Origin of the sequence: Pseudomonas sp. 2725 (assembly GCF_050434585.1) — a bacterium.
Taxonomy (GTDB): Bacteria; Pseudomonadota; Gammaproteobacteria; order Pseudomonadales; family Pseudomonadaceae; genus Aquipseudomonas; species Aquipseudomonas jessenii.
Window position 1 is genome coordinate 438,599 of the sequence record NZ_JBNDIV010000007.1, and the last position, 23,885, is coordinate 462,483.

21 protein-coding genes and 1 pseudogene are annotated in these 23,885 nt (G+C 61.7%); 7 read left to right on the forward strand and 15 right to left on the reverse strand.

Annotation, left to right across the window (positions count from 1 at the left end; all coding sequences use genetic code 11):
* Window positions 1-1,353: a 3-oxoacyl-ACP reductase gene (locus ABIE16_RS22045; RefSeq protein ID WP_429521926.1), complete on the reverse strand. Its 1,353-nt coding sequence runs from the start codon at window positions 1,351-1,353 to the stop codon at window positions 1-3.
* A gap of 222 nt (window positions 1,354-1,575) precedes the next feature.
* Between ABIE16_RS22045 and ABIE16_RS22050 the strand changes: the two genes are divergently transcribed.
* On the forward strand, window positions 1,576-2,853 hold the full coding sequence (locus tag ABIE16_RS22050) for an acetyl-CoA C-acetyltransferase (RefSeq protein ID WP_429521927.1): 1,278 nt from the start codon (window positions 1,576-1,578) through the stop codon (window positions 2,851-2,853).
* Between the two features lie 257 nt (window positions 2,854-3,110).
* On the opposite strand, the gene ABIE16_RS22055 is transcribed toward ABIE16_RS22050, so the two are convergent.
* Complete coding sequence (locus tag ABIE16_RS22055) at window positions 3,111-3,878, reverse strand: methyl-accepting chemotaxis protein (RefSeq protein WP_371319548.1); 768 nt, start codon at window positions 3,876-3,878, stop codon at window positions 3,111-3,113.
* 90 nt (window positions 3,879-3,968) lie between these two features.
* A pseudogene (locus ABIE16_RS22060) lies at window positions 3,969-5,399 on the reverse strand (cache domain-containing protein); the annotation flags it as partial.
* A 103-nt stretch (window positions 5,400-5,502) separates the two neighbouring features.
* Here ABIE16_RS22060 and ABIE16_RS22065 point away from each other — a divergent pair.
* Window positions 5,503-6,396 carry a PA4780 family RIO1-like protein kinase gene (locus ABIE16_RS22065; RefSeq protein ID WP_046043760.1) on the forward strand — a complete coding sequence of 298 codons (894 nt, stop codon included), beginning with the start codon at window positions 5,503-5,505 and terminating at the stop codon, window positions 6,394-6,396.
* A gap of 166 nt (window positions 6,397-6,562) precedes the next feature.
* Here the strand turns inward: ABIE16_RS22065 and cueR are convergent, their stop codons facing one another.
* From cueR to ABIE16_RS22080, 3 genes are all read right to left on the reverse strand, one after another.
* Entirely contained in the window at window positions 6,563-6,976 is a 414-nt protein-coding gene (cueR, locus tag ABIE16_RS22070) for a Cu(I)-responsive transcriptional regulator (protein ID WP_102672585.1), read from the reverse strand.
* Window positions 6,973-9,366 carry a heavy metal translocating P-type ATPase gene (locus tag ABIE16_RS22075; protein ID WP_429521928.1) on the reverse strand — a complete coding sequence of 798 codons (2,394 nt, stop codon included), beginning with the start codon at window positions 9,364-9,366 and terminating at the stop codon, window positions 6,973-6,975. Before ABIE16_RS22075 ends, cueR begins: the two co-directional genes overlap by 4 nt.
* 103 nt (window positions 9,367-9,469) lie before the next feature.
* Entirely contained in the window at window positions 9,470-9,853 is a 384-nt protein-coding gene (locus ABIE16_RS22080) for a hypothetical protein (protein ID WP_057712136.1), read from the reverse strand.
* A 149-nt stretch (window positions 9,854-10,002) separates the two neighbouring features.
* Between ABIE16_RS22080 and ABIE16_RS22085 the strand changes: the two genes are divergently transcribed.
* Together ABIE16_RS22085 and ABIE16_RS22090 are read left to right on the forward strand one after the other, a co-directional pair.
* Window positions 10,003-10,200, forward strand: a complete 198-nt coding sequence (locus ABIE16_RS22085; RefSeq protein ID WP_057712135.1) for a heavy-metal-associated domain-containing protein — start codon at window positions 10,003-10,005, stop codon at window positions 10,198-10,200.
* Between the two features lie 90 nt (window positions 10,201-10,290).
* The gene (locus tag ABIE16_RS22090; RefSeq protein WP_340317727.1) at window positions 10,291-11,487 is read left to right on the forward strand and encodes a multidrug effflux MFS transporter; all 1,197 of its coding nucleotides are present in this window, start codon (window positions 10,291-10,293) and stop codon (window positions 11,485-11,487) included.
* A gap of 417 nt (window positions 11,488-11,904) precedes the next feature.
* On the opposite strand, the gene ABIE16_RS22095 is transcribed toward ABIE16_RS22090, so the two are convergent.
* Window positions 11,905-12,918, reverse strand: a complete 1,014-nt coding sequence (locus ABIE16_RS22095; protein WP_057712133.1) for a zinc-binding alcohol dehydrogenase family protein — start codon at window positions 12,916-12,918, stop codon at window positions 11,905-11,907.
* Between the two features lie 125 nt (window positions 12,919-13,043).
* On the opposite strand from ABIE16_RS22095, the gene ABIE16_RS22100 reads away from it, so the two are divergent.
* Entirely contained in the window at window positions 13,044-13,973 is a 930-nt protein-coding gene (locus ABIE16_RS22100; RefSeq protein ID WP_340317724.1) for a LysR family transcriptional regulator, read from the forward strand.
* 315 nt (window positions 13,974-14,288) lie between these two features.
* Complete coding sequence (locus tag ABIE16_RS22105; protein ID WP_057712132.1) at window positions 14,289-15,023, forward strand: helix-turn-helix domain-containing protein; 735 nt, start codon at window positions 14,289-14,291, stop codon at window positions 15,021-15,023.
* Window positions 15,024-15,123: 100 nt separating this feature from the next.
* On the opposite strand, the gene ABIE16_RS22110 is transcribed toward ABIE16_RS22105, so the two are convergent.
* From ABIE16_RS22110 to ABIE16_RS22135, 6 genes are all read right to left on the reverse strand, one after another.
* Window positions 15,124-16,077, reverse strand: a complete 954-nt coding sequence (locus ABIE16_RS22110) for an adenosine deaminase (RefSeq protein ID WP_007996475.1) — start codon at window positions 16,075-16,077, stop codon at window positions 15,124-15,126.
* Window positions 16,078-16,159: 82 nt separating this feature from the next.
* A complete protein-coding gene (locus ABIE16_RS22115; RefSeq protein ID WP_429521929.1) occupies window positions 16,160-17,125 on the reverse strand; it encodes an isopenicillin N synthase family dioxygenase in 966 nt (321 codons plus the stop codon).
* Between the two features lie 159 nt (window positions 17,126-17,284).
* The gene (locus tag ABIE16_RS22120; RefSeq protein WP_429521930.1) at window positions 17,285-18,367 is read right to left on the reverse strand and encodes a BMP family ABC transporter substrate-binding protein; all 1,083 of its coding nucleotides are present in this window, start codon (window positions 18,365-18,367) and stop codon (window positions 17,285-17,287) included.
* 310 nt (window positions 18,368-18,677) lie between these two features.
* Complete coding sequence (locus tag ABIE16_RS22125; RefSeq protein WP_429521931.1) at window positions 18,678-20,036, reverse strand: 8-oxoguanine deaminase; 1,359 nt, start codon at window positions 20,034-20,036, stop codon at window positions 18,678-18,680.
* A 155-nt stretch (window positions 20,037-20,191) separates the two neighbouring features.
* Window positions 20,192-20,881, reverse strand: a complete 690-nt coding sequence (locus ABIE16_RS22130) for an SDR family oxidoreductase (RefSeq protein WP_090452961.1) — start codon at window positions 20,879-20,881, stop codon at window positions 20,192-20,194.
* Window positions 20,882-20,900: 19 nt separating this feature from the next.
* Window positions 20,901-21,257 carry a MerR family transcriptional regulator gene (locus ABIE16_RS22135; RefSeq protein ID WP_150756635.1) on the reverse strand — a complete coding sequence of 119 codons (357 nt, stop codon included), beginning with the start codon at window positions 21,255-21,257 and terminating at the stop codon, window positions 20,901-20,903.
* A gap of 82 nt (window positions 21,258-21,339) precedes the next feature.
* Here ABIE16_RS22135 and ABIE16_RS22140 point away from each other — a divergent pair, with 82 nt between their 5' ends.
* The gene (locus tag ABIE16_RS22140; RefSeq protein ID WP_407514942.1) at window positions 21,340-21,780 is read left to right on the forward strand and encodes a hypothetical protein; all 441 of its coding nucleotides are present in this window, start codon (window positions 21,340-21,342) and stop codon (window positions 21,778-21,780) included.
* Window positions 21,781-21,842: 62 nt separating this feature from the next.
* On the opposite strand, the gene ABIE16_RS22145 is transcribed toward ABIE16_RS22140, so the two are convergent.
* Entirely contained in the window at window positions 21,843-22,769 is a 927-nt protein-coding gene (locus ABIE16_RS22145; protein ID WP_154861063.1) for an ABC transporter permease, read from the reverse strand.
* Window positions 22,769-23,875: an ABC transporter permease gene (locus ABIE16_RS22150; RefSeq protein ID WP_429521932.1), complete on the reverse strand. Its 1,107-nt coding sequence runs from the start codon at window positions 23,873-23,875 to the stop codon at window positions 22,769-22,771. Before ABIE16_RS22150 ends, ABIE16_RS22145 begins: the two co-directional genes overlap by 1 nt.
* Between the last annotated feature and the right edge of the window lie 10 nt (window positions 23,876-23,885).

Consider the following 23,885-nt stretch of genomic DNA (forward strand, 5'->3'; position numbering starts at 1 on the left):
TTAAGCCCCCAGAACGCTTTGCCCGCATACGCGCAACGCTTGCCCGGTAAACGCGCCGGTGCCCGGTTGCGCGAGCCAGGCCACGGCCTCGGCGACGTCCTGCGGCAGGCCGCCCTGGCCAAGCGAACTCATGCGGCGTCCGGCTTCGCGCAGGCCGAGGGGAATGTGCGCGGTCATCTGCGTTTCGATGAAGCCCGGTGCCACGGCGTTGATGCTGATGCTGCGCTCGTGGAGTAGCGGCGCCCAGGCTTGCGCCAATCCGATCAACCCGGCCTTGCTCGCCGCGTAATTGGTTTGCCCGCGATTGCCGGCGATTCCGCTGATGGACGCCAGCAGGATCACCCGGCCGTTGTCGTGCAGGGCGCCGCTGTCGAGCAGGGCTTTGGTCAGTACTTGTGGCGCATTGAGGTTGACCGCCAGTACCGCGTCCCAGTATTCCGGGGTCATGTTGGCCAGGGTTTTATCCCGGGTGATGCCGGCGTTGTGCACCACGATGTCGAGCCCGTCGGGCAGTTGTTCAATCAATTGCGCGGCGGCGTCTTCGGCGCAGATGTCGAGGGTGATGGTGCGCCCGCCGAGGCGTGCGGCGAGGGCTTCGAGATCGGTTTTGGCCGGCGGCACGTCGAGCAGGATGACGTCGGCACCATCGCGGGCCAGGGTTTCTGCAATGGCGGCACCGATACCGCGCGCCGCACCGGTGACCAGTGCCTTGCGCCCGGCGAGCGGGCGTGTCCAGTCGGTGACGGGCGTCAAACACGGATTCAAGCGAATGACCTGCCCGGACACGAAGGCGCTTTTCGGTGAGAGGAAAAACCGCAGCGGGCCTTCCAGTTGCCCCTCGGCACCTTCACCGACGTAGATCAATTGCAGGGTGCCACCGCTGCGTAACTCCTTGGCCAGTGAACGGCTGAAACCTTCCAGGGCACGCTGGGCACTGGCGGCGAACGGGTCGCGCAAGGTTTGCGGATCGCGCCCGAGAATCACCAGGTGCGCACAGTGGTCGAGGTTTTTCATCAGCGGCTGGAAAAACTCGCGAAGTTGCTTGAGCTGATCGGTGTGCAGCAGGTCACTGGCGTCGAACACCACGGCCTTGAGTTTCGGTCCATGGCCGGGAATCCAGGCCGTGGCCATCGAAGGCTCGGCGCCGTAGCTGTAGATCGCGTCGGTCAGACGGTTGGCGAAAGCGCTGACGTGTTCGGCCAACGGCCCGCCTCCAATCAGCAGGGCGCCTTCTACAGGTCGCAACCGGCCCGCTTGCCAGCGCTCCAGTCTGGTCGGTGTCGGCAACCCCAGGGCGCCGACCAGGCGATGGCCGATGGACGAATTGGCGAAGTCGATATAGCGGTCAGACATGGAACACGCTCCGAAAGCTGGGGATCAAAGTGTGGACCATGAATGGCGATCAGTCGTTCGATCCACGAGATAAGGCCTACGCTTGGTTACAGTGTAGGAGCGAGCCTGCTCGCGATGGCGATAAGTCAGTCGACATCAATGTAGCTGACAGGCCGCCATCGCGAGCAGGCTCGCTCCCACAGGGGTTAGTGTTTACATCAGGTCTTTTGTCAGGAGCTCTTCATGACCCAACTGCACCGCGTCGCGATCATCGGCGGTAACCGGATTCCCTTCGCCCGCTCCAACGGCCCCTATGCCACGGCCAGTAACCAGGTGATGCTCACCGCCGCCCTCGAAGGCCTGATCGAACGTTACAACCTGCACGGCCAGCGCATTGGTGAAGTGGTCGCTGGGGCGGTGCTCAAGTTGTCACGAGACATGAACCTCACGCGCGAGTGCGTACTGGGTTCGCGACTGTCGCCCGCCACTGCGGCCTATGACATCCAGCAGGCGTGCGGCACCGGGCTGGAAGCGGCACTGCTGGTGGCGAACAAGATTGCCCTGGGCCAGATCGATTGCGGCATCGCCGGTGGCGTGGACACCACCTCGGATGCGCCGATCAGTGTCAGCGAAGGCCTGCGCAAAATCCTCCTGCAAGCCAACCGCGCGAAAACCACCGGCGACAAACTGAAAACCTTCCTGCAATTGCGTCCCAAACATCTGATCCCCGAATTCCCGCGCAACGGCGAGCCGCGTACCGGGTTGTCCATGGGCCAGCATTGCGAGCTGATGGCCCAGACCTGGAACATCCCTCGCCAGGCACAGGATCAATTGGCGCTTGAGAGCCATCAGAAACTGGCGGCGTCCTACGCCGAGGGCTGGCACAACGACCTGATGACACCGTTCCTGGGCCTGACCCGCGACAACAACCTGCGCCCGGACTCCACGCTGGAAAAGCTCGCCGCGCTCAAGCCGGCCTATGAGAAAAGCGCCAAGGGCACCCTGACCGCCGGCAACTCCACGCCACTGACCGATGGCGCGTCACTGGTGCTGCTGGGCAGCGAGGAATGGGCCAAGGCACGCGGGTTACCGATACTGGCCTACTGGCGTGACGGTGAGGCGGCGGCGGTGGATTTCGTCAACGGTGCCGAAGGGTTGTTGATGGCGCCGGTCTACGCCGTACCGCGCTTGCTCGCGCGCAATGGCCTGACCTTGCAGGACTTCGACTACTACGAAATCCACGAAGCCTTCGCCGCGCAAGTGCTGTGCACCTTGAAGGCCTGGGAGGATCCGGAGTACTGCAAAACCCGTCTCGGGCTCGATACGGCGCTGGGCTCGATCGACCGCAGCAAGCTCAACGTCAAGGGCAGCTCCCTGGCGGCGGGGCATCCGTTTGCCGCCACGGGCGGGCGCATCGTCGCCAACCTGGCGAAGTTGCTGGATGCGGAGGGCAAGGGGCGGGGGCTGATTTCGATTTGCGCGGCGGGCGGGCAGGGCGTGACCGCCATTATCGAACGTTGAACACGAACAACTGTGGGAGCGGGCTTGCTCGCGAAGAGGGCATCAGCTTCAACATCAATGTTGACTGCCATACCGCTTTCGCGAGCAAGCCCGCTCCCACAGGTTTTGTGCCTGGCTCAGATTATGTGAGCGACACCGAAACCTTGTGGGAGCGAGCTTGCTCGCGATGGGGCCATCAGCTTCAACATCCATGTTGACTGCCATACCGCTTTCGCGAGCAAGCTCGCTCCCACAGGGTTATGGGGTGTGCCGGTTGATCAGGTACGGAACCTGCGCACCAACCCGTCCAGTTCATTGGACAACCCGGCCAGGCTCTGGGAGTCCAGGCGCGCCGAGTTGGCCAGTTCCGCCACCAACTGCGCATCGCCATGGATCTGGCTGATGTGCCGGTTGATGTCTTCAGCCACCTGATGCTGTTGTTCCGCCGCCGTGGCGATCTGGGTGTTCATGTCGCGGATCACGTCCACCGATTCGCGGATCTGCCCGAAGCTGTTGCGGGCCTCGCCGATGCGCGTCACCGATTGCTGGGACACTTCCAGGCTGGCGTGCATCTGTTGGGTCACCTGGCTGGTGCGTTTGGCCAGGTTGCCCAGCAGCCCGTCGATTTCCGCCGTGGAGTCGGCCGTGCGCTTGGCCAGGGCCCGCACTTCGTCAGCCACCACGGCAAAGCCGCGTCCCTGTTCACCGGCCCGGGCCGCTTCGATCGCGGCGTTCAACGCCAGCAGGTTGGTCTGTTCTGCGATCGAGCGGATGGTCCCCAGGATCGACTGGATGTCGTTGCTGTCGCGTTCGAGCTGTTGCATCGACTGGGCCGACTGTTCGATTTCCTGGCTCAGGCGATCCACGCTGTTCACCGCCGCATCGATCTGCTGCTGACCTTCGCGCGCCTGGCGCTGGCCACTGTCGGCAGACTCCGCCGCCTGGCTGCAAGAGCGCGCGACTTCGTTGGCGGTGGCGACCATTTCGTGGAACGCCGTGGAGACCATGTCCACCGCTTCACGCTGGCGTCCGGCGGCTTCGGCCATGTCGCTGGAGACCTGGGTCGAACTCTTGGACGTGGCGAGGATTTTGCCCGCCGCGCCGCCGATGTTCTGGATCAGGTTGCGAATCGCCGTCAGGAACTGGTTGAACCAGTTGGCCAGTTGCGCGGTTTCATCGTTGCCACGGATTTGCAGGTTCTGGGTCAGGTCGCCTTCGCCCTGGGCGATACCTTCCAGGCCGCTGGCCACGCTGCGGATCGGGCGCACGATGAGGCTGGCAAAACTGGCGCCGACGATGGCGAAGATGACGGCCAGGACGGCGGCGATGATGGCGATCAACCAGGTCAACTGGGTCGCGGAACTCATCACGTCGTCCTGTTTGATCAGGCCGATGAAGGTCCAGCCCAGTTGCTCGGACGGCCAGACGTTGGCCATGTAGTGCTCGCCGTTCAGCTCCACTTCCACCAGGCCCTTGCCGGCCTTGGCCAATTGCGCGTAGCCGTCGCCAAGGGTGCTCAGCGGTTTGAAGTTGTGTTCCGGTTGTTTCGGGTCCACCAGGACCATGCCGGTGTTTTCCAGCAGCATCAGGTAGCCGGATTCACCGAGCTTGATCTGTTTGACGATTTCGGTGAGCTGCTTGAGCGTCACGTCGATGCTGACTACGCCGCCGTTGGTGCCCAGCTTGTTGTCGATGGTGCGCACGGTGCTGACATAGGTCGCGTCATCCTGGGCCCAGTAGTAGGCCTCGGTGCGAAACGGCTTGCCCGGTTTGGCCTGGGCGGCCTTGTACCAGGGGCGCTGGCGGGGGTCGTAGTTGTTCAGCTTAGGATCATCCGGCCACGACACATAGCCGCCCGCCGCCGTGCCGAGGATGGCATAGGCGTAGGCCGGGTGGCTGTTGCCCAGATCCTGGAGCAGGGCGAAGACTTTTTTGTCAGCCTCCCCCTGAGGGACGCTTTCGGCGTTGGCGGCCATGTAAGTCTTGAGGCTGTCGTCGGAGTTTCGGATCAGCGGCTGCTTGGCCAGGTAATCGACGTTCTGGCTGATGCCGTCAAAGAACAATTGCATGGCGTTGCTGACCTGACGAATCTCGCGGGCACTGCCGTCGACGAATTCGTCCCTGGCATCACTGCGCAGGTTCAGCACAACGAGGGTGGCGACCAGCACCACGGGCAGGCAGGCGATGATTGCAAACGCCCAGGTCAACTTCTGTTTGATGTTCATCCGCGCTCCAGATTTTCTTGTAGGCCCACGCAGTGCAGATGACTCGCGGTTTATTGGCAGCCGTAAACGTTCTTGGTCAACCCGGGTCCTTGAGTGCGGCATCGCTATTATTGGGGGAGCGATTGTCGGACAAATCACTTTGTCACTTAGGACTTCGGCTGTTGTCGGAGGAAATTGAGGTCTGTTGGGAAAATTCCTACGAAAGGCATGAACTGTGGTGTCAGCTTCTGTCGCAATTGCCCTCAATGCCTCTGCACAACAAGTGACGCAGGCTCGGCTATGATCTGGAACGACCATGGCGGTCGTCGGTTTTACCTGATGAGAACGGTACATTGTGTGCATCTGCAATGTTCATAAGTCGGCAACCCCTCCCCCCCGTGAGTGGATTGCCGTATAACGAATGACTTTCGCGTGTTTGGTAATAAAGGACCCACAATAAAAGCTGATGAAGACTCCAAAACGCATTGAACCCCTGATCGAGGACGGTCTGGTCGACGAGGTGCTGCGCCCACTCATGAGTGGTAAAGAAGCAGCTGTTTATGTGGTGCGCTGCGGCAACGAGTTGCGTTGCGCGAAGGTTTACAAGGAGGCGAATAAACGCAGTTTCCGTCAGGCGGCCGAGTACCAGGAAGGCCGCAAGGTGCGCAACAGCCGTCAGGCCCGCGCGATGGCCAAGGGCTCCAAGTTTGGCCGCAAGGAAACCGAGGACGCCTGGCAGAATGCCGAAGTGGCGGCGCTGTTCCGTCTGGCCAGTGCCGGTGTGCGGGTGCCCAAGCCGTTCGACTTCCTCGAAGGCGTGCTGCTCATGGAGCTGGTGGCCGACGAGTACGGCGATGCCGCGCCGCGTCTGAACGATGTGGTGCTGGAACCGGACCAGGCGCGCGAGTATCACGCGTTCCTGATTTCGCAGATCGTGCTGATGTTGTGTACCGGTCTGGTGCACGGCGACCTGTCGGAGTTCAACGTGCTGCTGACGCCGACCGGCCCGGTGATTATCGACCTGCCGCAAGCGGTGGATGCGGCTGGCAACAACCACGCGTTCAGCATGCTGGAGCGGGACGTGGGCAACATGGCGTCCTACTTCGGGCGGTTTGCGCCGGAGCTGAAGAAGACCAAATACGCCAAGGAAATGTGGGCCTTGTACGAGGCTGGCACCTTGCACCCGGCCAGTGTCCTGACCGGCGAGTTCGCCGACACGGAAGAGCTGGCCGACGTGGGCGGAATCATGCGCGAGATCGAGGCCGCGCGCCTGGATGAAGAGCGCAAGCAAGCCGTACGCGCGGCGGACGATGCGCCGCCGGGCAAGACCGAAGAACCGCCTCCACCGTGGATGCAGTGATCGGTTAAAGAAAAACCCGGCTTCGGCCGGGTTTTTTGTGCGCCACCCAAATCCCCTGTAGGAGCGAGCCTGCTCGCGATGACGTCGGCACATCCAACATTGATGTGTCAGATACACCGCTATCGCGAGCAAGCTCGCTCCCACAGGTTTTTGCGGTGACCTGCAATCACGATGGGGCCGGGGTGACACAACACCCCGACTCCAGATTCTTGAGAATCGGGCAATCCGGCCGATGATCGCCCTGACAGTGCTCAACCAGGTCCTGCAAGGTGTCGCGCAACTGGCCGAGCTCACGGATCTTCTGGTTCAACTCATCGATGTGCTGGCGGGCCAACGCTTTCACATCGGCGCTGGCGCGCTGGCGGTCTTGCCAGAGGGTCAGCAACTTGCCGACTTCTTCCAGGGAAAACCCCAGGTCCCGCGAGCGTTTGATGAACGCCAGCGTGTGCAGGTCGTCTTCGCCGTATACCCGGTAGCCGCTGTCGGTGCGATGGGCTGCCTTGAGCAGGCCGATGGATTCGTAATAACGGATCATCTTTGCGCTCAGGCCGCTGTGGCGGGCCGCTTGGCCGATGTTCATCGGTTGTCCTCCAGGTCCTTGGGTTTCCAGGTTTTCAACAGTAGCGCATTGCTCACCACGCTGACGCTCGACAACGCCATGGCCGCACCGGCCAACACCGGGTTGAGCACGCCAAACACGGCCAGCGGAATGCCGATCAGGTTATAGACGAAGGCCCAGAACAGGTTCTGCCGAATCTTGGCGTAGGTCTTGCGGCTGATCTCCAATGCGGCCGGCACCAGTCGTGGATCGCCGCGCATCAGGGTGATGCCGGCCGCGTGCATGGCGACGTCGGTGCCGCCACCCATGGCGATGCCGATGTCGGCGGCGGCCAGTGCCGGGGCGTCGTTGATGCCGTCACCGACCATCGCCACCACCCCGGTCTGTTTCAGTGCGGCGACCGTGGCGGCTTTGTCCGCCGGCAGCACTTCGGCATGCACATCGTGGATGCCCAAGGCCTGGGCCACCACGTTGGCGCTGCCACGATTGTCGCCGGTCAGCAGATGGCTGCTGATGTTTCGTGCGCTCAGTTGTTGCACCGCTTGCAGCGCGCCGGGCTTGAGGGTGTCACCAAAGGCGAACAGGCCCAGCACGTGGGGTTCGGGGGATTGTTCGATCAGCCAGGACAAGGTCCGGCCTTCTTTTTCCCAGGCGATCGCCGAGTCGGCCAACGGCCCGGCACTCAAGCCGCTGTCCTCCAGCAGGCGACGATTGCCCAGCGCCAGGCGACGCCCTTCGAGGTTGCCGGCGATGCCGCGACCAGTCAGGGACTGGCTGTCGCTGACATCGGCCACCTTCAGTCCACGCTCGGCACAGGCATCCAGAACAGCCTTGGCCAACGGATGCTCACTACCGCGTTGCAGGGCGCCGGCCAATTGCAGCAGGCTCGCCTCATTACCGTCGATGGCACTCAGATGAGCAATGCGCGGGGCGCCGGAGGTCAGGGTGCCGGTCTTGTCGAACACCACCGCGCTGACTTCATGGGCTCGCTCCAGTGCTTCGGCGTCCTTGATCAGAATTCCGTAGCGCGCCGCCACGCCAGTGCCGGCCATGATCGCCGTCGGTGTGGCCAGGCCCAAGGCGCATGGGCAGGCGATCACCAGCACTGCCACGGCGTTGATCAGCGCGGTTTCCATCGGCGCGCCATACAGCCACCAGCCGATCAGGGTGGCCAGGGCAATCAGCAGTACGGTGGGCACGAACACCTGGCTGACTTTATCCACCAGTTTCTGGATCGGCGCTTTTGCGGCCTGGGCGTCTTCCACCAGGCGGATGATCCGCGCCAGCACGGTTTCCGCACCGAGGGCCTGGGTACGCACCAGCAACCGGCCTTCACCGTTGATCGCGCCGCCGGTGACCTTGTCGCCGGGCTGCTTGGGCACTGGCAGACTCTCGCCGCTGATCAGGGCTTCGTCGGCGTGGCTCTGACCTTCAATCACTTCGCCATCCACCGGGAAGCGTTCGCCGGGTTTGACCATCACCAGGTCATTGAGGCGCAGGGCGCTGATGGCGACGTCTTGCTCGTGACCATCGGTCACCCGAATCGCCCGTTCCGGACGCAAGGCTTCTAGGGCTCGAATGGCGCTGGCAGTCTGGCGCTTGGCGCGGCTTTCCAGGTACTTGCCCAGCAGCACCAGGGCGATCACCACCGCCGAGGCTTCGAAATACAGATGTGGCATGCGCCCGGCGGCGGTGGCCCATTCATACAGGCTCAAGCCATACCCGGCGCTGGTGCCCAGGGCGACCAGCAAATCCATGTTGCCGGCCCCGGCGCGCACGGCTTTCCAGGCGGCGACGTAAAACCGTGCGCCGAAGATGAATTGCACCGGCGTGGCCAAGGCGAATTGCGCCCAGGCCGGGAGCATCCAGTGCACACCGAATGGCTGTAGCAGCATCGGCAATACCAGCGGCAAGGCGAGGGCAATGGCGATGATCAAGGCCAGGCGTTCGCGGTGCAGGCGCTGTTGCTGATTGTCGGTTGGCGGGTGTTCGGCTTCCCAGACGCTGGCGCTGTAGCCAGCCTTTGTCACAGCGGCGATCAAGGTCTGCGGATCGATCTGGCCAAGCAGTTCAAGGTGGGCGCGTTCGTTGGCCAGGTTGACGCTGACGCTTTTCACTCCGGCCACCTTGCCCAGCGCACGCTCGACGCGACCGATGCAGGACGCGCAGGTCATGCCGTCGATGCTCAATTCCAGGCTCTGTTGCGGCACGCTGTAGCCGGCCTTGGCCACAGCATCTATCAAGGCCGGCAAGCTGTCGCCGGGTGCCTGGACCCGCGCCTGCTCAGTGGCGAGGTTGACGCTGACGGCACTGGCGCCAATGACTTTGCTCAAGGCGCGCTCGACCCGCCCGGCGCAACTGGCGCAGGTCATACCGGCAATCGGCAGGTCGAACGTGGTGGATTCGGACATCGGTCGCACTCCCTGTAGTAGATGACCACAGGATCAACCTTGCCATGCTGGCAAGGTCAAGTGCCAATCTTAAACGTGCCGCTGATCCCCAGTGGTTTAGATGTCAGTAGCCGAGACCGGCGCGCTTGAGGTACATCCCTTCCTGCGTCATCGCGATCCGGTACTTGAGCACATCGCCAGCCTTGAGCTGGATATCCTGCGAACCCGGCGCGAGCATGCCCGGATTGCAACCCGGCATCTGGCCCGGCAGCAGTTTCAGGCGTAGCGAGACGATGCCCGGCGGCAGGTTGAACGAGGTGCTCTGTTCCTGAAACAGCCGCGCTGCCAGTTGATCCTGGATGTACACGCCGATTTCGCAACTGGTCGCGACCTCCAGGCGCTCGCGGGAAATGATCAGCACGCCATAATCCTGACTGGCAGCATTGGCCGAAGGCACGGCGGCGAAAAGGCTGAGAAAGCCAAACAGGCTGAAAACTGACCAGCGCATGGCTGAATCTCCTGAGTTCGAGTCATTGATGGACGCAGCTTGGCCGAGCGTCGCGCCGATTGCCAGCCCGGCAGATCACTTCAGAACTTGACCTTGCCATGGTGGCAAGCTCGAAACTGGGTTCAACCCTCGGAAAAAGGAGTCATCCCATGCAAGTGTTCAACGTTGAAGGCATGTCTTGTGGTCACTGTGTCAAAGCCATCACCCAGGCGCTCCAGGCCAAAGACCCGGCAGCCAGTGTGCGGGTCGATCTGGCTGCCAGGGAGGTCGGTGTCGAAAGTGCGCTGACCGCCGAGCAGGTGATCGAGGCGATCAGCGAAGAGGGTTACGGCGTCAAACTGGCCTGAATTTGATAGTTAGCGAGCTACCGGAATGTTCAAGGCGTCCGTGCGCGGCTAGACTGTCGGGCTGCCGACTTCTGCCCCACTGGATGCCTGATGAACTTCCGTACCATTCTGATTCTCGGCGCCTTGAGCGCTTTCGGTCCGCTGGCGATCGATTTCTACCTGCCGGCCTTCCCGGCCATGGCCCTGGCTTTCGGCACGGACGAAAATCACGTCCAGATGACGTTGGCGGCCTACTTCCTCGGCTTGTCCATCGGTCAGTTGGCCTATGGTCCGGTGGCGGATCGTTTCGGGCGACGCATTCCGTTGCTCATCGGTGTCGGTTTGTTCACCGCTGCTTCCGTGGCGTGCGCCTATGCGCCGAACCTGGAATGGCTGATCGGCGCGCGTTTCATCCAGGCGTTGGGCGGTTGCGCGGGGATGGTGATTTCCCGGGCGGTGGTCAGCGACAAGTGTGATGCGGTGGGGTCGGCGAAAGTCTTTTCGCAGCTGATGCTGGTGATGGGACTTGCTCCCATCCTTGCGCCATTGCTGGGTGGGTTGTTGGTCAACACGACAGGCTGGCAGTCGATTTTCCTGGCCTTGACCGGTTTCAGTGCGTTGGCGGGCCTGGCGGTTGCGACGGGCTTGCCGGAAAGCTTGCCGGCCCACATACCGCGTCAACCGCTGTCGGGTGCGCTGCGTCAGTACGGTCGGTTGCTGGCCGATCCCATATTTCTTGGCCATGCCTTGACCGGGGGCATCGCCATCGCCGGGATGTTTGCCTACATCGCCGGTTCGCCCTTCATCTTCATCAAGCTCTACGGCGTTGCGGCCGAGCATTTCGGCTGGCTGTTCGGCATCAATGCGGCAGGCTTCATTCTGGTGGCGCAGGTCAACGCGCGGTTACTGGCCAAACGTGGCCCGATGTTTTTGCTGGCGCGTGCGGTGTGGGTTTATCTGGCGGCCGGTTTGACCCTGCTCGCTGTCAGCTCTCTGCATACGGCACAATTGTGGCCGCTGCTGATTCCATTGTTCATCTGTATCGCCAGCCTCGGTTGCATCAGCCCCAACGCGGCGGCTTGTGCGATGAGCGGGCAGGGCGCACGGGCCGGCAGCGCGTCGGCGCTGCTCGGTTGCCTGCAATTCAGCGTGGCTGCCGGCGCCTCTGCGCTGGTGGGCGTGTTGCACGACGGCAGCGCCGTGCCGATGGCCATGGTCATCAGCCTGTGTGGAATTCTGGTGGTGAGCGCGGCGGTGCTCACCCGGCGTTTGCAAAATGCCCGGGCGCTGGCGCAAGCCCGGGTTTGAGGCCGGAGTCAGCCGGCTGCGCGCTGCGTGAGGAGGACGGGAATCGGGTGAGGGGCCTGGATGCGGGCTTCAAGGGTACGCGTGAAAGCGCGAGCTTCTGCTTCGCTGCGGAACGTCACAGCATGTTGGTCAAGACGGACTTGCCACTGGGATTTTGCCAGTTCTTTTATCAGGATCTTCACAGCTGATCACCTCTCGTAAAAGACGTTACGCAAAAGAATGCCTCGCAGGAGATTCGATTGTAGACCCGTACACGGTCACCATTGTGACAAGGATCAACTGTCTGACTGACGGTTTGTAACTAAAAAAAACACGGCTTTTCGAGGGCGCCCACAGAGGTTGTCCGCGACCGGAGCGTCCCGGTCGCAGGCGGAAAACAGCAGAAAGCGATGAAATCAGTGGCGGTTTTTCAGCGCTTCAGAACCCTTCCAATACAATCTTGCCCTTGGCTTTGCCGCTTTCCAGGAGGGCATGGGCACGGCGCAGATTGGCCGCGTTGATCGTGCCGAAGTGTTCGCCCATCGTGGTTTTCAGTGTCCCGGCATCGATCAGCCAGGCGACGCGATTGAGCAGGTTGTGCTGTTCGATCATGTCCGCGGTTTCAAACAGTGAACGGGTGTACATGAACTCCCAGTGCAGTGACAGGCTCTTGCGCTTGAGCTTGGTCACGTCCAGCGACTTGGGGTCATCGATCAGCGCCAGTTTGCCTTGGGGCGCCAATGCCTCCACCAATTGGTCCAGATGCTGGTCGGTCTGGGTCAGGCTGGCGACGTGGGTAACCTGATCCACTCCGGCACGCTTGAGTGCTTCGCTCAGTGGCTGGCCATGGTCGATCACCAGGTCAGCGCCCAGCTCCTTCACCCAGCTTTGGGTCTGCGCACGCGAAGCGGTGCCGATGACTTTCAGGGCCGTCAGTTGGTGAGCGAGCTGCGTAAGAATCGAGCCCACGCCACCTGCCGCACCGACGATCAACAGGCTCTGGCCTTCATCGGTTTTTCCTTCGCGCACTTGCAGGCGCTCGAACAACAGTTCCCAGGCCGTGATCGCGGTGAGCGGCAGGGCAGCGGCTTCGGCGAATCCGAGGGTCTTGGGCATGTGGCCGACGATGCGCTCGTCCACCACATGCAACTCGCTGTTGCCGCCCGCCCGCGCGATGGAGCCGGCGTAAAACACCTGGTCGCCGACCGAGAACAGCGTCACCTCACTGCCCACGGCCTTGACCACACCGGCCACGTCCCAACCCAGCACTTTAGCCGCGCCGCCTTCGGGCTGGACGTTCTGGCGCACTTTGGTGTCCACCGGGTTGACCGAGATGGCTTTGACTTCCACGAGCAAGTCGCGGGGGCCGGCAACCGGCTCTGGCAGCTCGATGTCTTGCAGAGCCTTGTTGTCGCTGATCGGCAACGAGGCGTAGTAGGCAATGGCTTTCATGGGCGGCTCCTGAACACTAATAAAGAAGGGATTCGATGGAGAAGATGATTGGCTATTTCTCCTGAAGATAAAACCGGCTAAAAGAGCAGTCTCTTTCAATTTTTTTTTGATAATCGGTGTTCTTGATGCTGCGTTTCGATGACTTGCAGTTGTTTGTCCGGGCGGCGGACCTGGGCAGCCTGTCCGCCGCCGCGCGGGGCATGGACATGTCGGCGGCGGTGGCCAGTGCGGCGCTCAAGCGCATCGAACAGCAACTCGGCGCCCGTTTACTGGCCCGTTCTACCCGCAGCCTGCGCCTGACCGCCGAAGGCGAGGGCTTTCTTGAATACGCCCGCGCGGCCCTGAGCAATCTCGACGAGGGCCGGCGATTGCTGGCCAGTGGTCAGGACCAGGTCAGCGGGGTGCTGCAACTGTCGGCGCCATCGGACTTTGGCCGCAACCTGCTGCTGCCCTGGCTCGACGAGTTTCAACGCGAGCATCCGAAACTCACCGTGCGCCTGCTGCTGGGGGACCGCATCGCCGACCTGTTTCGCCAACCGGTAGACATTGCCCTGCGCTACGGTGAACCGGAGGACTCCAGCCTGGTGGCGCTGCCCATCGCCCCGCAGAACCGACGGGTTTTGTGCGCCGCTCCCGGCTATCTGGCCCGGCATGGCGAGCCGCGGCAGCTGGAGCAACTGGCACAGCACAATTGCCTGTTGTACATGCTCGGCAGCCGGGTCCACGATCACTGGAGTTTTCACGACGGCAAACGCGAAGTCAGCCTGACCGTCAGCGGCGATCGTTTCAGCGACGATGCCGATGTCGTGCGCCTATGGGCCGTGGCAGGTGCCGGGATCGCTTACAAATCCTGGCTCGATGTGGCCGCCGATGTACTGGCCGGCCGCTTGAAGGTGCTGATGCCGGAGCTGCTCTGTGAGCGCGCACCGTTGAATCTGTTGTGCGCCCATCGCGCACAATTGAGTAAGCCGGTGAACCTGTTGCGTGAAATGCTTGCCAGACGATGCGCCCTTTTGAGCAGTCAATTTCCAGGCTTTTCGGGAATCGATCATTAGTCGCACGAAAAAAGAGAAATTTCCCTCAGGAACGATCACCACCTACGCCGGGTGGAGGAAAGGATCCGCCGACCAACCCGCATATACTAGCGCCCTCATCATGTAAGTAGCGTCGATCCCCAATGGTGGGACCACGTTCGAGTCGGCCCGGCTGCACGGTCATCCTTCTGGCCTTCGCAGCATCGGCCGGGCAGCGCAAATGGTTGAGCAAGGCGTTGCCGGGCTTATGGCAGTTTCCACGGATTGGCCGACGACACATTACTGGTCAAGATTTCTCTGGGCAGTAGACGAAACGATTCAACAGGGAGTGAATACATGGAACATGCACCTTGCATCAGCCAGATCGCCACGTTGCTGGCTGACCCAAAGCGCAGCGCAATGATGTGGGCCTTGATGGATGGTTCGGCGCGAGCAACCGAAGAGTTGGCATTGCTGGCCGGCCTGTCATCGTCGTCGGCCAGTGCACACTTGGGCCGTTTGTCCGCCGGAGGTCTGCTGAAGGTTGAAAACCGCGGCCGCAAACGCTTCTTCCGCCTGGCCGCTCCCGAGGTCGGAGCGGCAATCGAAGCACTGGCCAGCGCGACCTTCGCCAGCGCACCCCAGGATATTCCGGACGTATTCAAGCGCAATGCACCTCTGGTCAAACCCCGGGTGGTGCGGTCGCCATTGTTGAGTGCCCGACTGTGCGACGATCATTTGGGGGGCACCCTGTCAGCCGATCTGTATCAGCGGCTGCTGGAGGCGGGCTGGATCGAACACTTTGATCAGCGGGTCACGGTCACGCTCAAGGGCGCGACAGAGTTGGCGGCACGGGGAGTGTTCATCCAGGCGCTGGCCCATCACAACGGCAGGGTTGCCTGCGCCTGCCCCGACTGGAGCGAAAGGCGCCCGCACATGGGCGGCTCGCTGGGCGCGGCATTGTTGCAGCTGTTCATGCAGTCGGGGTGGTTGAGCCTGCCCAACGATTCCCGAACCTTGCAGGTGACGGCCTCCGGGCAACGGGAAATTCATCGCTTTGCCAGTGAGTCTGAACTGGAAATGGCGTTGTAGGAGCCGGCTTGCCGGCGATGGCGGCCTCTCATCCAGCATCAATACTGGAGGTGATGGCCTTATCGCTGGCAAGCCAGCTCCTGCAAGTTTGCGTTTGCCTTTAGGGTTTTACCAACCGCGCATCGAGACTGTTCTGCGCCAGGCGCTTGGCCTGATCCTGGGTCATGCCCAGATGGGTGTGCAACGCATGGAAGTTCTCGGTGACATAACCGCCGAAATACGCCGGGTCATCGGAGTTCACGGTCACTTTCACGCCGCGTTCCAGCATGTCGAGAATGTTGTGCTGCGACATGTGATCGAACACGCAAAGCTTGGTGTTCGACAACGGGCACACGGTCAGCGGGATCTGCTCGTCGATGATTCGCTGCATCAGGCGCTCGTCTTCGATGGCGCGCACGCCATGGTCGATGCGCTGGATTTTCAGCAGGTCGATGGCTTCCCAGATGTACTCGGGCGGGCCTTCTTCACCGGCGTGGGCGACGGTCAGGAAGCCTTCGTGGCGGGCACGGTCGAACACGCGCTGGAACTTGCTCGGCGGGTGGCCCATCTCGGAGCTGTCCAGGCCCACGGCGACGAACGCATCGCGGAACGGCAGCGCCTGATCGAGGGTTTTCTGGGCTTCGTCTTCGCTCAGATGGCGCAGGAAGCTCAGGATCAAACCACTGGTGATGCCCAGTTGCTGTTCACCATCCTTGAGCGCGGCGGCGATGCCGTTGAGCACCACTTCGAACGGGATGCCACGGTCGGTGTGGGTCTGCGGGTCGAAGAACGGTTCGGTGTGAATCACGTTCTGCTCTTTGCAGCGCAGCAGGTACGCCCAGGTCAGGTCATAGAAGTCCTGGGACGTGCGCAGCACATCGGCACCCCGGTAATACAGATCGAGGAACTCCTGCAGGTTGTTGAAGGCATACGCCTTGCGCAAGGTTTCGACGTCGTTCCATGGCAAGGCAATCTTGTTGCGCTCGGCCAGGGCGAACAACAGCTCCGGCTCCAGCGAGCCTTCCAGGTGCAGGTGCAATTCTGCCTTGGGCAGGGCGTTCAGCCAGTCGTACATAATTCTTTTCTCATCAGGTGCAATGGTCGCCATTCTACAGAGGGTTGCCGCAACAATTGGTAAAACCTGACCAGGCGGTTGATCACACCGCTTCCGGTTCCCGTCGATAAGCGTAGGTATCGGCGAAGCGCGAGAGCAGGAACTCGGCGCAGGTGGTGGCCGGGTATTTCGCCGGGTGCAATGTGTCCTGACATCCGGGCAGGCATTCGATGCGGGTATCCGGGTGTGGCTCGGCGAAGAACGGCATCGAATAACGATCCACGCCCTGGGGGCTGATCACCCGGTGCGGCGTCGACAGGTAACGGTCGTTGCTCCAGCGCGCCATCATGTCGCCGAGGTTGACCACGAACGTACCTTCGATCGGCGGCGCGTCGATCCATTCGCCTTTGACGTTGCGTACTTGCAAGCCACCGGCGGCGTCCTGATAGAGCAGGGTGATGCAGCCGTAGTCGGTGTGCGCGCCGGCACCTTGTTGCTCTTCGGAACTGGCGGTGTGGCGCGGCGGGTAATGGATCATCCGCAGCACGCTGACCGGCTCATTGAAGCGCGCGTCGAAGAAATCACGCTCAATCCCCAGCGCGATGGTCATTGCCCGCAACAGCGTTTGCGCGAGGTCTTGCATGTCGACGTAGTGCTGCTCCATCAGCGCTTCCCAGCCGGGTATGGACGGATGGCGATTGGGGCCGCGCAAGGGTTTTTCCGCCAGTACGTCAGGGTGCTCGGCCGGCAGGTGTAGGCCCATGTCGAAGGTTTCTTTGAGGTCGCTGGGTTTGCTCGGGTCCAATTGCTCGGTGGCAATGGCGCCGTAACCGCGATGGTGACGGGTCTGGGTGATGTCGATCTTGAGCTTTTCGGCGGTAGGTTGGCCGAAGAAGCGTTTGGCGCTGTCGAGTAGTTCGTCGATCCGCTCAGTGCTGATCGGATGGCCCTTGATGTAGAAGAAACCCCACTCGCGGCAGGCGAGGTCGATTTGTTCGGCCACCGCTGGCCAGGCGGATGGATCGTCGCTGTAGAGCGGGGTGATGTCGATGATGGGGAGGCTGTTCATGGATTGTCCTGAAAAAACGCAGACTGGAAAACACTGAAGAACCCTGTGGGAGCGAGCTTGCTCGCGATGAGGCCAGCACAACAAACATCTTTGCTGACTGAAAGTCCGCCATCGCGAGCAAGCTCGCTCCCACAGGGACGGTGTTTCAGCATTGGAGAATTACTTCGGAACCTCGGCCTTCATGCCTTCCACGTAGTAATTCATCGACGCCAGTTCCACCGTGGTCGCACTCTCGCCCGCCGGGATTTTCTCGACCCCGGCCTGATCCTTGATCGGCCCGGTGAACAGTTGCAGCGCACCGCTCTTGATGTCGGCGATGAGCTGCTCGGCTTCGCTCTTCACCGTCGCCGGTACCAGGTCACTGATCGGCAGCTCAACGGTGCCCTCCTTCAAACCGCCCCAGTAGTCCCGGGATTTCCAGTCATGGTCGAGCACGCTTTGGGTTGCTTGAACGTAGTGCGGCCCCCAGTCATTGACGATGGAGGTCAGCACCGCTTTCGGCCCGAAGTGCGCCATGTCCGAAGCGTAGCCCACGGCATACACGCCGCGACGTTCGGCGGCCTGGATCGGCGCGGGGCTGTCGGTGTGCTGGAACACCACGTCCACGCCCTGATCGATCAACGCGTTGGCGGCGTCCGCTTCCTTGCCCGGATCGAACCATGAGTTGACCCACACCACCTTGATCTCGGTGCCGGGATTGTATTTGTTCAGGGCCAACTGGATGGCGTTGATGTCGCGGATCACTTCCGGGATCGGGAAGGAGGCGACGTAGCCGACCTTCTTGGTCTTGGTCATCTTCGCCGCGAGGAAGCCGCCGACGTAGCGGCCCTCGTAAGTGCGCGCCAGGTAAGTGCCGAGGTTCTTGTCCTGCTTGTAGCCGGTGGCGTGTTCGAAGGTCACCTTGGGAAACTGTTTGGCAACTTTCACCGTCGGGTTCATGTAGCCGAAGGAGGTGGTGAAGATCAGGTCGTAGTTGTCCTTGGCCATGTTGCGGATCACCCGCTCGGCGTCGGCGCCTTCGGCGACGTTTTCCACGTAGTTGGTGGTGATCTGCGAGCCGAATTTTTCCGCGAGTTCCTTGCGCCCCTGTTCATGCTGATACGTCCAGCCGTGGTCACCGATCGGACCGATATAGACGAAGCCGACTTTCAGCGGATCGGCGGCTACGGCGGTCAGGCTGGCGCTCAAACCAATGGCCGCCGCAACGGCGCAAAGCAGCTTCTTCAACGGGCGTTTGTGCATGAATTGAAACTCCATTTTGTTGTGAGGTTGGCTGGGCTCTCGGGCTTGCACAGGGCAATGCAAGTTGCTGACCAACAAGACAACAAAATTGGAATCCACGGTGATGCCATCGCGAGCAGGATCGCGACAGGTCCTTTAAGTCCGATTACAGTGCGTGTCCTTGCACAGCTGCCACCCACTGGTGCGCCAATCCACAAAACCAATGTGGGAGCGGGCTTGCTCGCGAAGGCGGTGTGTCAGTCACATAAATATCGACTGATACAACGCCTTCGCGAGCAAGCCCGCTCCCACAGTTTTAATCGGTGTTGTATCAGGTCCCGGCGATCAGTTGCCGTGCCGCCTGGCTGTGATCAGCAATCAACCCCTTCAGATCCAGCCCCTCGACCTGTCCGTCGATCACCCGCCACTTGCCACCGACCATCACTCGATCCGCGCGATCAGCACCACACAGCAGCAACGCCGACACCGGATCATGACTGCCGGAGAAACGCAGTTCATCGAGCTTGAACATCGCCAGGTCAGCCTGTTTGCCCACCGCCAACTCGCCGATATCGGTACGACCCAGCAGGCTCGCCGAACCCTTGGTCGCCCAGCCCAACACGCGCTCCGGGGTGATCTTCTCGGCGCCATAACGCAGGCGCTGGATGTACAACGCCTGACGCGCTTCGAGCATCATGTTCGAGGCATCGTTGGATGCCGAACCGTCCACGCCCAAACCAAGCAAGGCTCCAGCATCGGTCAACTCGATGCTCGGACAGATGCCCGAGGCCAGGCGCATGTTCGAACTCGGGCAATGGCAAATACCGGTGCCGGCGGCGCCGAGGCGGGCGATTTCATCCGGGTTGAAATGGATGCCATGGGCCAGCCAGGTGCGCGGGCCGAGCCAGCCGACACTGTCCAGATAGTCCACGGTGCGCAGGCCGAAGCGTTGCAGGCAGAAATCTTCTTCATCGAGGGTTTCTGCCAGGTGGGTGTGCAGGCGCACGTCGAGTTTGTTCGCCAGTTCGGCGCTGGCCGACATGATTTGCGGGGTCACCGAGAACGGCGAGCACGGTGCCAGGGCGATCTGGATTTGCGCGCCGTCACCGCGTTCATGGTACTCGGCGATCAACCGCTGGCTGTCGGCGAGGATCACTTCGCCTTCCTGCACGGTCTGTTGCGGCGGCAGGCCGCCGTCCTTTTCACCGAGGCTCATGGATCCACGGGTGAGCATGGCGCGCATGCCCAGTTCACGAACGCTCTCGACCTGCACGTCGATCGCGTTTTCCAGACCTTCCGGGAACAGGTAGTGATGGTCGGCGGCGGTGGTGCAACCGGACAGCAGCAATTCAGCCAACGCGACTTTGGTGGCGAGGGCGAGTTTTTCCGGGGTCAGTCGTGCCCAGACCGGGTACAGGGTTTTCAGCCACGGGAACAGCGGCTGATTGACCACCGGCGCCCAGGCGCGGGTCAGGGTTTGATAGAAGTGGTGATGGGTGTTGATCAGGCCCGGCAGGATCACATGCTCGCGGGCATCGAACACTTGATTGCACGGTGCGGACGGTTGTTGACCGGCGCCGAGCACTTCGACGATCAAACCGTCTTGCAGCACCAGACCGCCACGGGCATCGAGACCATTGGACGTGAAAATGGCGAGGGGATTCTTTAACCAGGTACGGGTCGCAGGCATGTTGGCCGGCTCCTCTGAAAGTTGGGTTCAGGGTTGCCAGCTCAGTGTTGCCCTGTCTGCTGATCCAGGTTCGCCGGGGAGGCGAGGTGCGAAGTGTCGATCAAAACGGCCCGGCGGGCAAGCCCAACCCGACAGGCCGATGCAACCCGGCGGTATTACCAGGGAATGGTTTCGCCCCGGTAATTGATGAAGTGATGCCCACCCTTGCCGACATACGCATTCACCTGATCGACCAGGCCACGGGTGCTGGTTTCCACGTCGATGTCCGCGCCTTCACCACCCATGTCGGTTTTCACCCAGCCCGGGTGCAGCGACAGCACGGTGAGCCTGGTTTCGCCCAACTGAGTGACGAAGCTGTTGGTCATGGAGTTCAGCGCCGCCTTGCTGGCCTTGTACAGTGCCAGTTCCGGCGCATCGGGCATGGTCACGCTGCCCAGCACCGAACTCATGAACGCCAGCACGCCGGTGTCCGGTCGCAGTTGCTCGACAAAACTCTGGGCCAGGTTGATCGGCGCCACGGCGTTGGTGAAAAACAGCTGACCGACTTCGGCCATTGTCGCGCCACCGTTCGGCGTCTGGACATCCGGCCCCTTGACCCCGGCATTGACGAACAACAGGTCAAACACGTCGCCCTTGAGTTGTTGGCTCAGGGCGGACACCGCTTGCTGATCGTCCATGTCGAGCTTTTCGATCCGCACCTTGCCCAAGGCCTGCAAGGCTTCGGCTTTTTGCGGATCGCGCACGGTGGCGGTGACTTGCCAGCCATCGGCCAACAGGGTTTTCACCAGCCCGAGGCCAAGCCCCCGGGAGGCGCCGATGATGAGCGCGGTTTTTGCCTTGGACATGAGTGGCTTCCTTGAAAATTCAGAGTCGTGGATTCAATGGACACTGTTGCCCGAGCCGTTGTTGCAACTCATCGCGCAGCGCGCCGAGTTCGGCCATGCGGGCTTCGATCAGTTTGAGTTTGTCTTGCAGCAGTTGCGTGACGGCACTGTCGGGATCGGGCGACTGCCAGATTGTAGCGACGCTGTTGCCGATCTCGCCGAGGGTAAAGCCCAGCCGTTGCGCGGTCTTGATGTACTGCACCAGTTGCACCATGTCTGGCGGATAGTCGCGATACCCGTTGGCGCTGCGTTGCGCCGCAATCAATCCGCGCTGCTCGTAAAAGCGCAGCGTGTCGCGGCTGACGGCGCTGGCCTGGGCTAATTCACCGATGCGCATCATGACGTCTCGAGGGGGCTTGACCCTGGAGCATACTCCAGGCTTTAGCCTTATTGCTCCCTGAATTGATGGAGCAATGTCGATGTGGACTACAACGCAATATCGCCGGTTGGTGCAAGGCAGTGCCTGGTATGACCTGATCGTGACGGTCGCGTTTGTCACGCCGTGGAGTTTTGCGGCGTTGCATGGGATTTTGACGTGGGTGAGTCAGGCGTTGAGTTTGCCCGGTGAGCTGCCACCGTTCGAGCCGGTGCACATGTTGATGGCGAATTTGTTGGGCTCGATTGTGTGCGTATGGGCGGTGTTGCGGATTCGTGATCCGCAGCAGGTTTATGGGCGGTATGACGCCGTGGGCAGATTCCTGTTCTCGGCCTGGCAGGCTTATGCCCTGATCCATGGCGCGAGTTCGCTGCTGGTGGTTTTTCTGGTGTTTGAATTGGCGTGGGGCATTGCTCAAGTGTTGCCTGTTCGGCAGCCATCGCGAGCAAGCTCGCTCCCACAGGGTCTGCGCCAGACACATTAATTACGCAAGATGCGGTTATGTGGGAGCGGGCTTGCTCGCGAAGAGGCCCGCCCAAACAACCACTAATGCCCAGCCTGCCACGGCTGTCCCAGCGAAACCGGCGCATACAACCGTGTGCGCACCGCATCCCTGGACAGCAGCACCAGCACCCCAATGGTCGCGACATACGGCAACATCGCCAGCAGACTCGACGGAATCGCCAGCCCCAGTCCCTGCGCCACCAGGTGCAGGATGCTGGCGAGCCCGAACAGGTACGCGCCGAGCAGCAGGCGCCACACCCGCCAACTGGCGAACACCACCAGCGCCAGGGCAATCCAGCCGCGCCCGGCGCTCATGTTCTCCGCCCACATCGGCGTGTAAGCCAGGGACAGGTAAGCCCCGGCCAACCCGGCCATCGCACCGCCGAACAACACCGCCAAGGTCCGCACGGCCAACACCGGCAAGCCCATGGCGCTGGCCGCATCCGGGTTTTCCCCGACCGCCTGAATGATCAGCCCGACGCGGCTTTTCAGAATCACCCAGGCCACTAATGCAAACAACGCGAACGACAGATACACCAGCAGATCCTGGGCAAACAGCATCCGCCCGATCAGTGGGATTTCACTCAGATAGGGCATCGCCACCGGCTCGAATCCCGCCAGCGGCTTGCCGACCCACGCCGCACCGACGAAGGTCGACAGGCCCACGCCGAAAATCGTCAGGGCCAGACCGGTGGCCACCTGATTGGCGTTGAACACCAGTGCCACCAGGGCAAACAGCGACGACAACAGCATCCCGGCGAGCATTGCCAGCAACACGCCGAGCCACAGGTGACCGGTATTGAACGCGACGATGAAACCGATCACCGCACCAAACAGCATCATGCCTTCCTGGCCCAGGTTGAGGACGCCGCTTTTCTCGCAGATCAGTTCCCCCAGCGCCACCAGCAACAACGGCGTACCGCAGCGGACCATGGCATAGAAAATATTGCTCAGCAGATCGATATCCATCACATCGCTCCTGTTTGTACGACGGTGGATTGTGCGCGGCGGGCCCGGCGCAGGTTCAAACGCGGTCGGTAGAGGATCAGCACATCACTGGCCAGCAGGAAAAACAGCATCATGCCCTGGAACAATTGGGTGATCGCTTGCGGCAGGTTCAGGCTCATTTGTGCGCTTTCGCCACCGATGTACAGCAGCGCCATCAACAGGCTGGAAAACAGGATGCCGACAGGATTCAGACGACCGAGAAATGCCACGGTGATCGCCGCATAGCCGTAGCCCGGCGAGACCTGCGGCACCAGCTGGCCGATGGGACCGGTGACTTCGCACACACCGGCAAGCCCCGCCAGGCCGCCGCTGATCAACAGCGCGAGCCAGATCAGGCGCTTCTCGCGAAAGCCGACGAAGCCGGCGGCACGCTTGTCCAGCCCGAGTACTTTGATCTGGAAACCGACAAAGCTTTTCTGCAACAGCACCCACACCGCCACCAACGCAAGCAGGGCGAAGTAAACCCCGGCGTGGACCCGGCCATCGTCCATCAGCAGCGGCAGGCGGCTGGCGTCACCGAACATCGCTGACTCGGGGAAGTTGAACCCGGCGGGATCTTTCAAAGGGCCGTGAACGCAGAACAGCAGCAGGTTCAGTGCGATGTAGTTGAGCATGATGCTGGTCAGGATCTCATTGGCGTTGAAGCGCGTACGCAGCCACGCCGTCAGCCCGGCCCACGCAGCGCCCGCCAGGGTGCCGGTAAGCAGGATCAACACCAGCGCCCAGCGGCTTTGCATATCGATGATGTTCATCGCCAGCGCACTGCCGGCCAGCGCACCGAGCAGCAGTTGACCTTCGGCACCGATGTTCCAGATGCGCGCCTGATAGGCGACGGCCAGGCCCAATGCGCAGAGCAGAATCGGCAGGGCTTTGACCAGCAATTCGGAGACGCCGTACAGGTCGCTGACCGGTGCGATCAGCAAGGTGTGCAAGGTCAGCAACGGGTCATGCCCGAGCGCGATAAACAACAACGATCCACAGCCCAGGGGCAGTGCAGCCGCCAGCAACGGCGAGCACCACAGCATCAGGCGCGATTGCTGGCCGCGAGGTTCAAGAGAAAGCAGCATGTGACACTCC

What these genes read in the sequence shown, in the direction of transcription:
- ABIE16_RS22080 (WP_057712136.1), bottom strand. Translation starts at nt 9,853, where the DNA reads ATGCGCTGGTCAGTTTTCAGCCTGTTTGGCTTTCTCAGCCTTTTCGCC.
- ABIE16_RS22100 (WP_340317724.1), top strand. Translation starts at nt 13,044, where the DNA reads ATGCTGCGTTTCGATGACTTGCAGTTGTTTGTCCGGGCGGCGGACCTG.
- ABIE16_RS22110 (WP_007996475.1), bottom strand. Translation starts at nt 16,077, where the DNA reads ATGTACGACTGGCTGAACGCCCTGCCCAAGGCAGAATTGCACCTGCAC.
- ABIE16_RS22055 (WP_371319548.1), bottom strand. Translation starts at nt 3,878, where the DNA reads ATGGCCGAAGCCGCCGGACGCCAGCGTGAAGCGGTGGACATGGTCTCC.
- ABIE16_RS22130 (WP_090452961.1), bottom strand. Translation starts at nt 20,881, where the DNA reads ATGTCCAAGGCAAAAACCGCGCTCATCATCGGCGCCTCCCGGGGGCTT.
- ABIE16_RS22050 (WP_429521927.1), top strand. Translation starts at nt 1,576, where the DNA reads ATGACCCAACTGCACCGCGTCGCGATCATCGGCGGTAACCGGATTCCC.
- ABIE16_RS22150 (WP_429521932.1), bottom strand. Translation starts at nt 23,875, where the DNA reads ATGCTGCTTTCTCTTGAACCTCGCGGCCAGCAATCGCGCCTGATGCTG.
- ABIE16_RS22140 (WP_407514942.1), top strand. Translation starts at nt 21,340, where the DNA reads ATGTGGACTACAACGCAATATCGCCGGTTGGTGCAAGGCAGTGCCTGG.
- ABIE16_RS22095 (WP_057712133.1), bottom strand. Translation starts at nt 12,918, where the DNA reads ATGAAAGCCATTGCCTACTACGCCTCGTTGCCGATCAGCGACAACAAG.
- ABIE16_RS22105 (WP_057712132.1), top strand. Translation starts at nt 14,289, where the DNA reads ATGGAACATGCACCTTGCATCAGCCAGATCGCCACGTTGCTGGCTGAC.
- ABIE16_RS22120 (WP_429521930.1), bottom strand. Translation starts at nt 18,367, where the DNA reads ATGCACAAACGCCCGTTGAAGAAGCTGCTTTGCGCCGTTGCGGCGGCC.
- ABIE16_RS22135 (WP_150756635.1), bottom strand. Translation starts at nt 21,257, where the DNA reads ATGCGCATCGGTGAATTAGCCCAGGCCAGCGCCGTCAGCCGCGACACG.
- ABIE16_RS22075 (WP_429521928.1), bottom strand. Translation starts at nt 9,366, where the DNA reads ATGTCCGAATCCACCACGTTCGACCTGCCGATTGCCGGTATGACCTGC.
- ABIE16_RS22145 (WP_154861063.1), bottom strand. Translation starts at nt 22,769, where the DNA reads ATGGATATCGATCTGCTGAGCAATATTTTCTATGCCATGGTCCGCTGC.
- ABIE16_RS22125 (WP_429521931.1), bottom strand. Translation starts at nt 20,036, where the DNA reads ATGCCTGCGACCCGTACCTGGTTAAAGAATCCCCTCGCCATTTTCACG.
- ABIE16_RS22085 (WP_057712135.1), top strand. Translation starts at nt 10,003, where the DNA reads ATGCAAGTGTTCAACGTTGAAGGCATGTCTTGTGGTCACTGTGTCAAA.
- ABIE16_RS22090 (WP_340317727.1), top strand. Translation starts at nt 10,291, where the DNA reads ATGAACTTCCGTACCATTCTGATTCTCGGCGCCTTGAGCGCTTTCGGT.
- ABIE16_RS22045 (WP_429521926.1), bottom strand. Translation starts at nt 1,353, where the DNA reads ATGTCTGACCGCTATATCGACTTCGCCAATTCGTCCATCGGCCATCGC.
- cueR (WP_102672585.1), bottom strand. Translation starts at nt 6,976, where the DNA reads ATGAACATCGGCCAAGCGGCCCGCCACAGCGGCCTGAGCGCAAAGATG.
- ABIE16_RS22115 (WP_429521929.1), bottom strand. Translation starts at nt 17,125, where the DNA reads ATGAACAGCCTCCCCATCATCGACATCACCCCGCTCTACAGCGACGAT.
- ABIE16_RS22065 (WP_046043760.1), top strand. Translation starts at nt 5,503, where the DNA reads ATGAAGACTCCAAAACGCATTGAACCCCTGATCGAGGACGGTCTGGTC.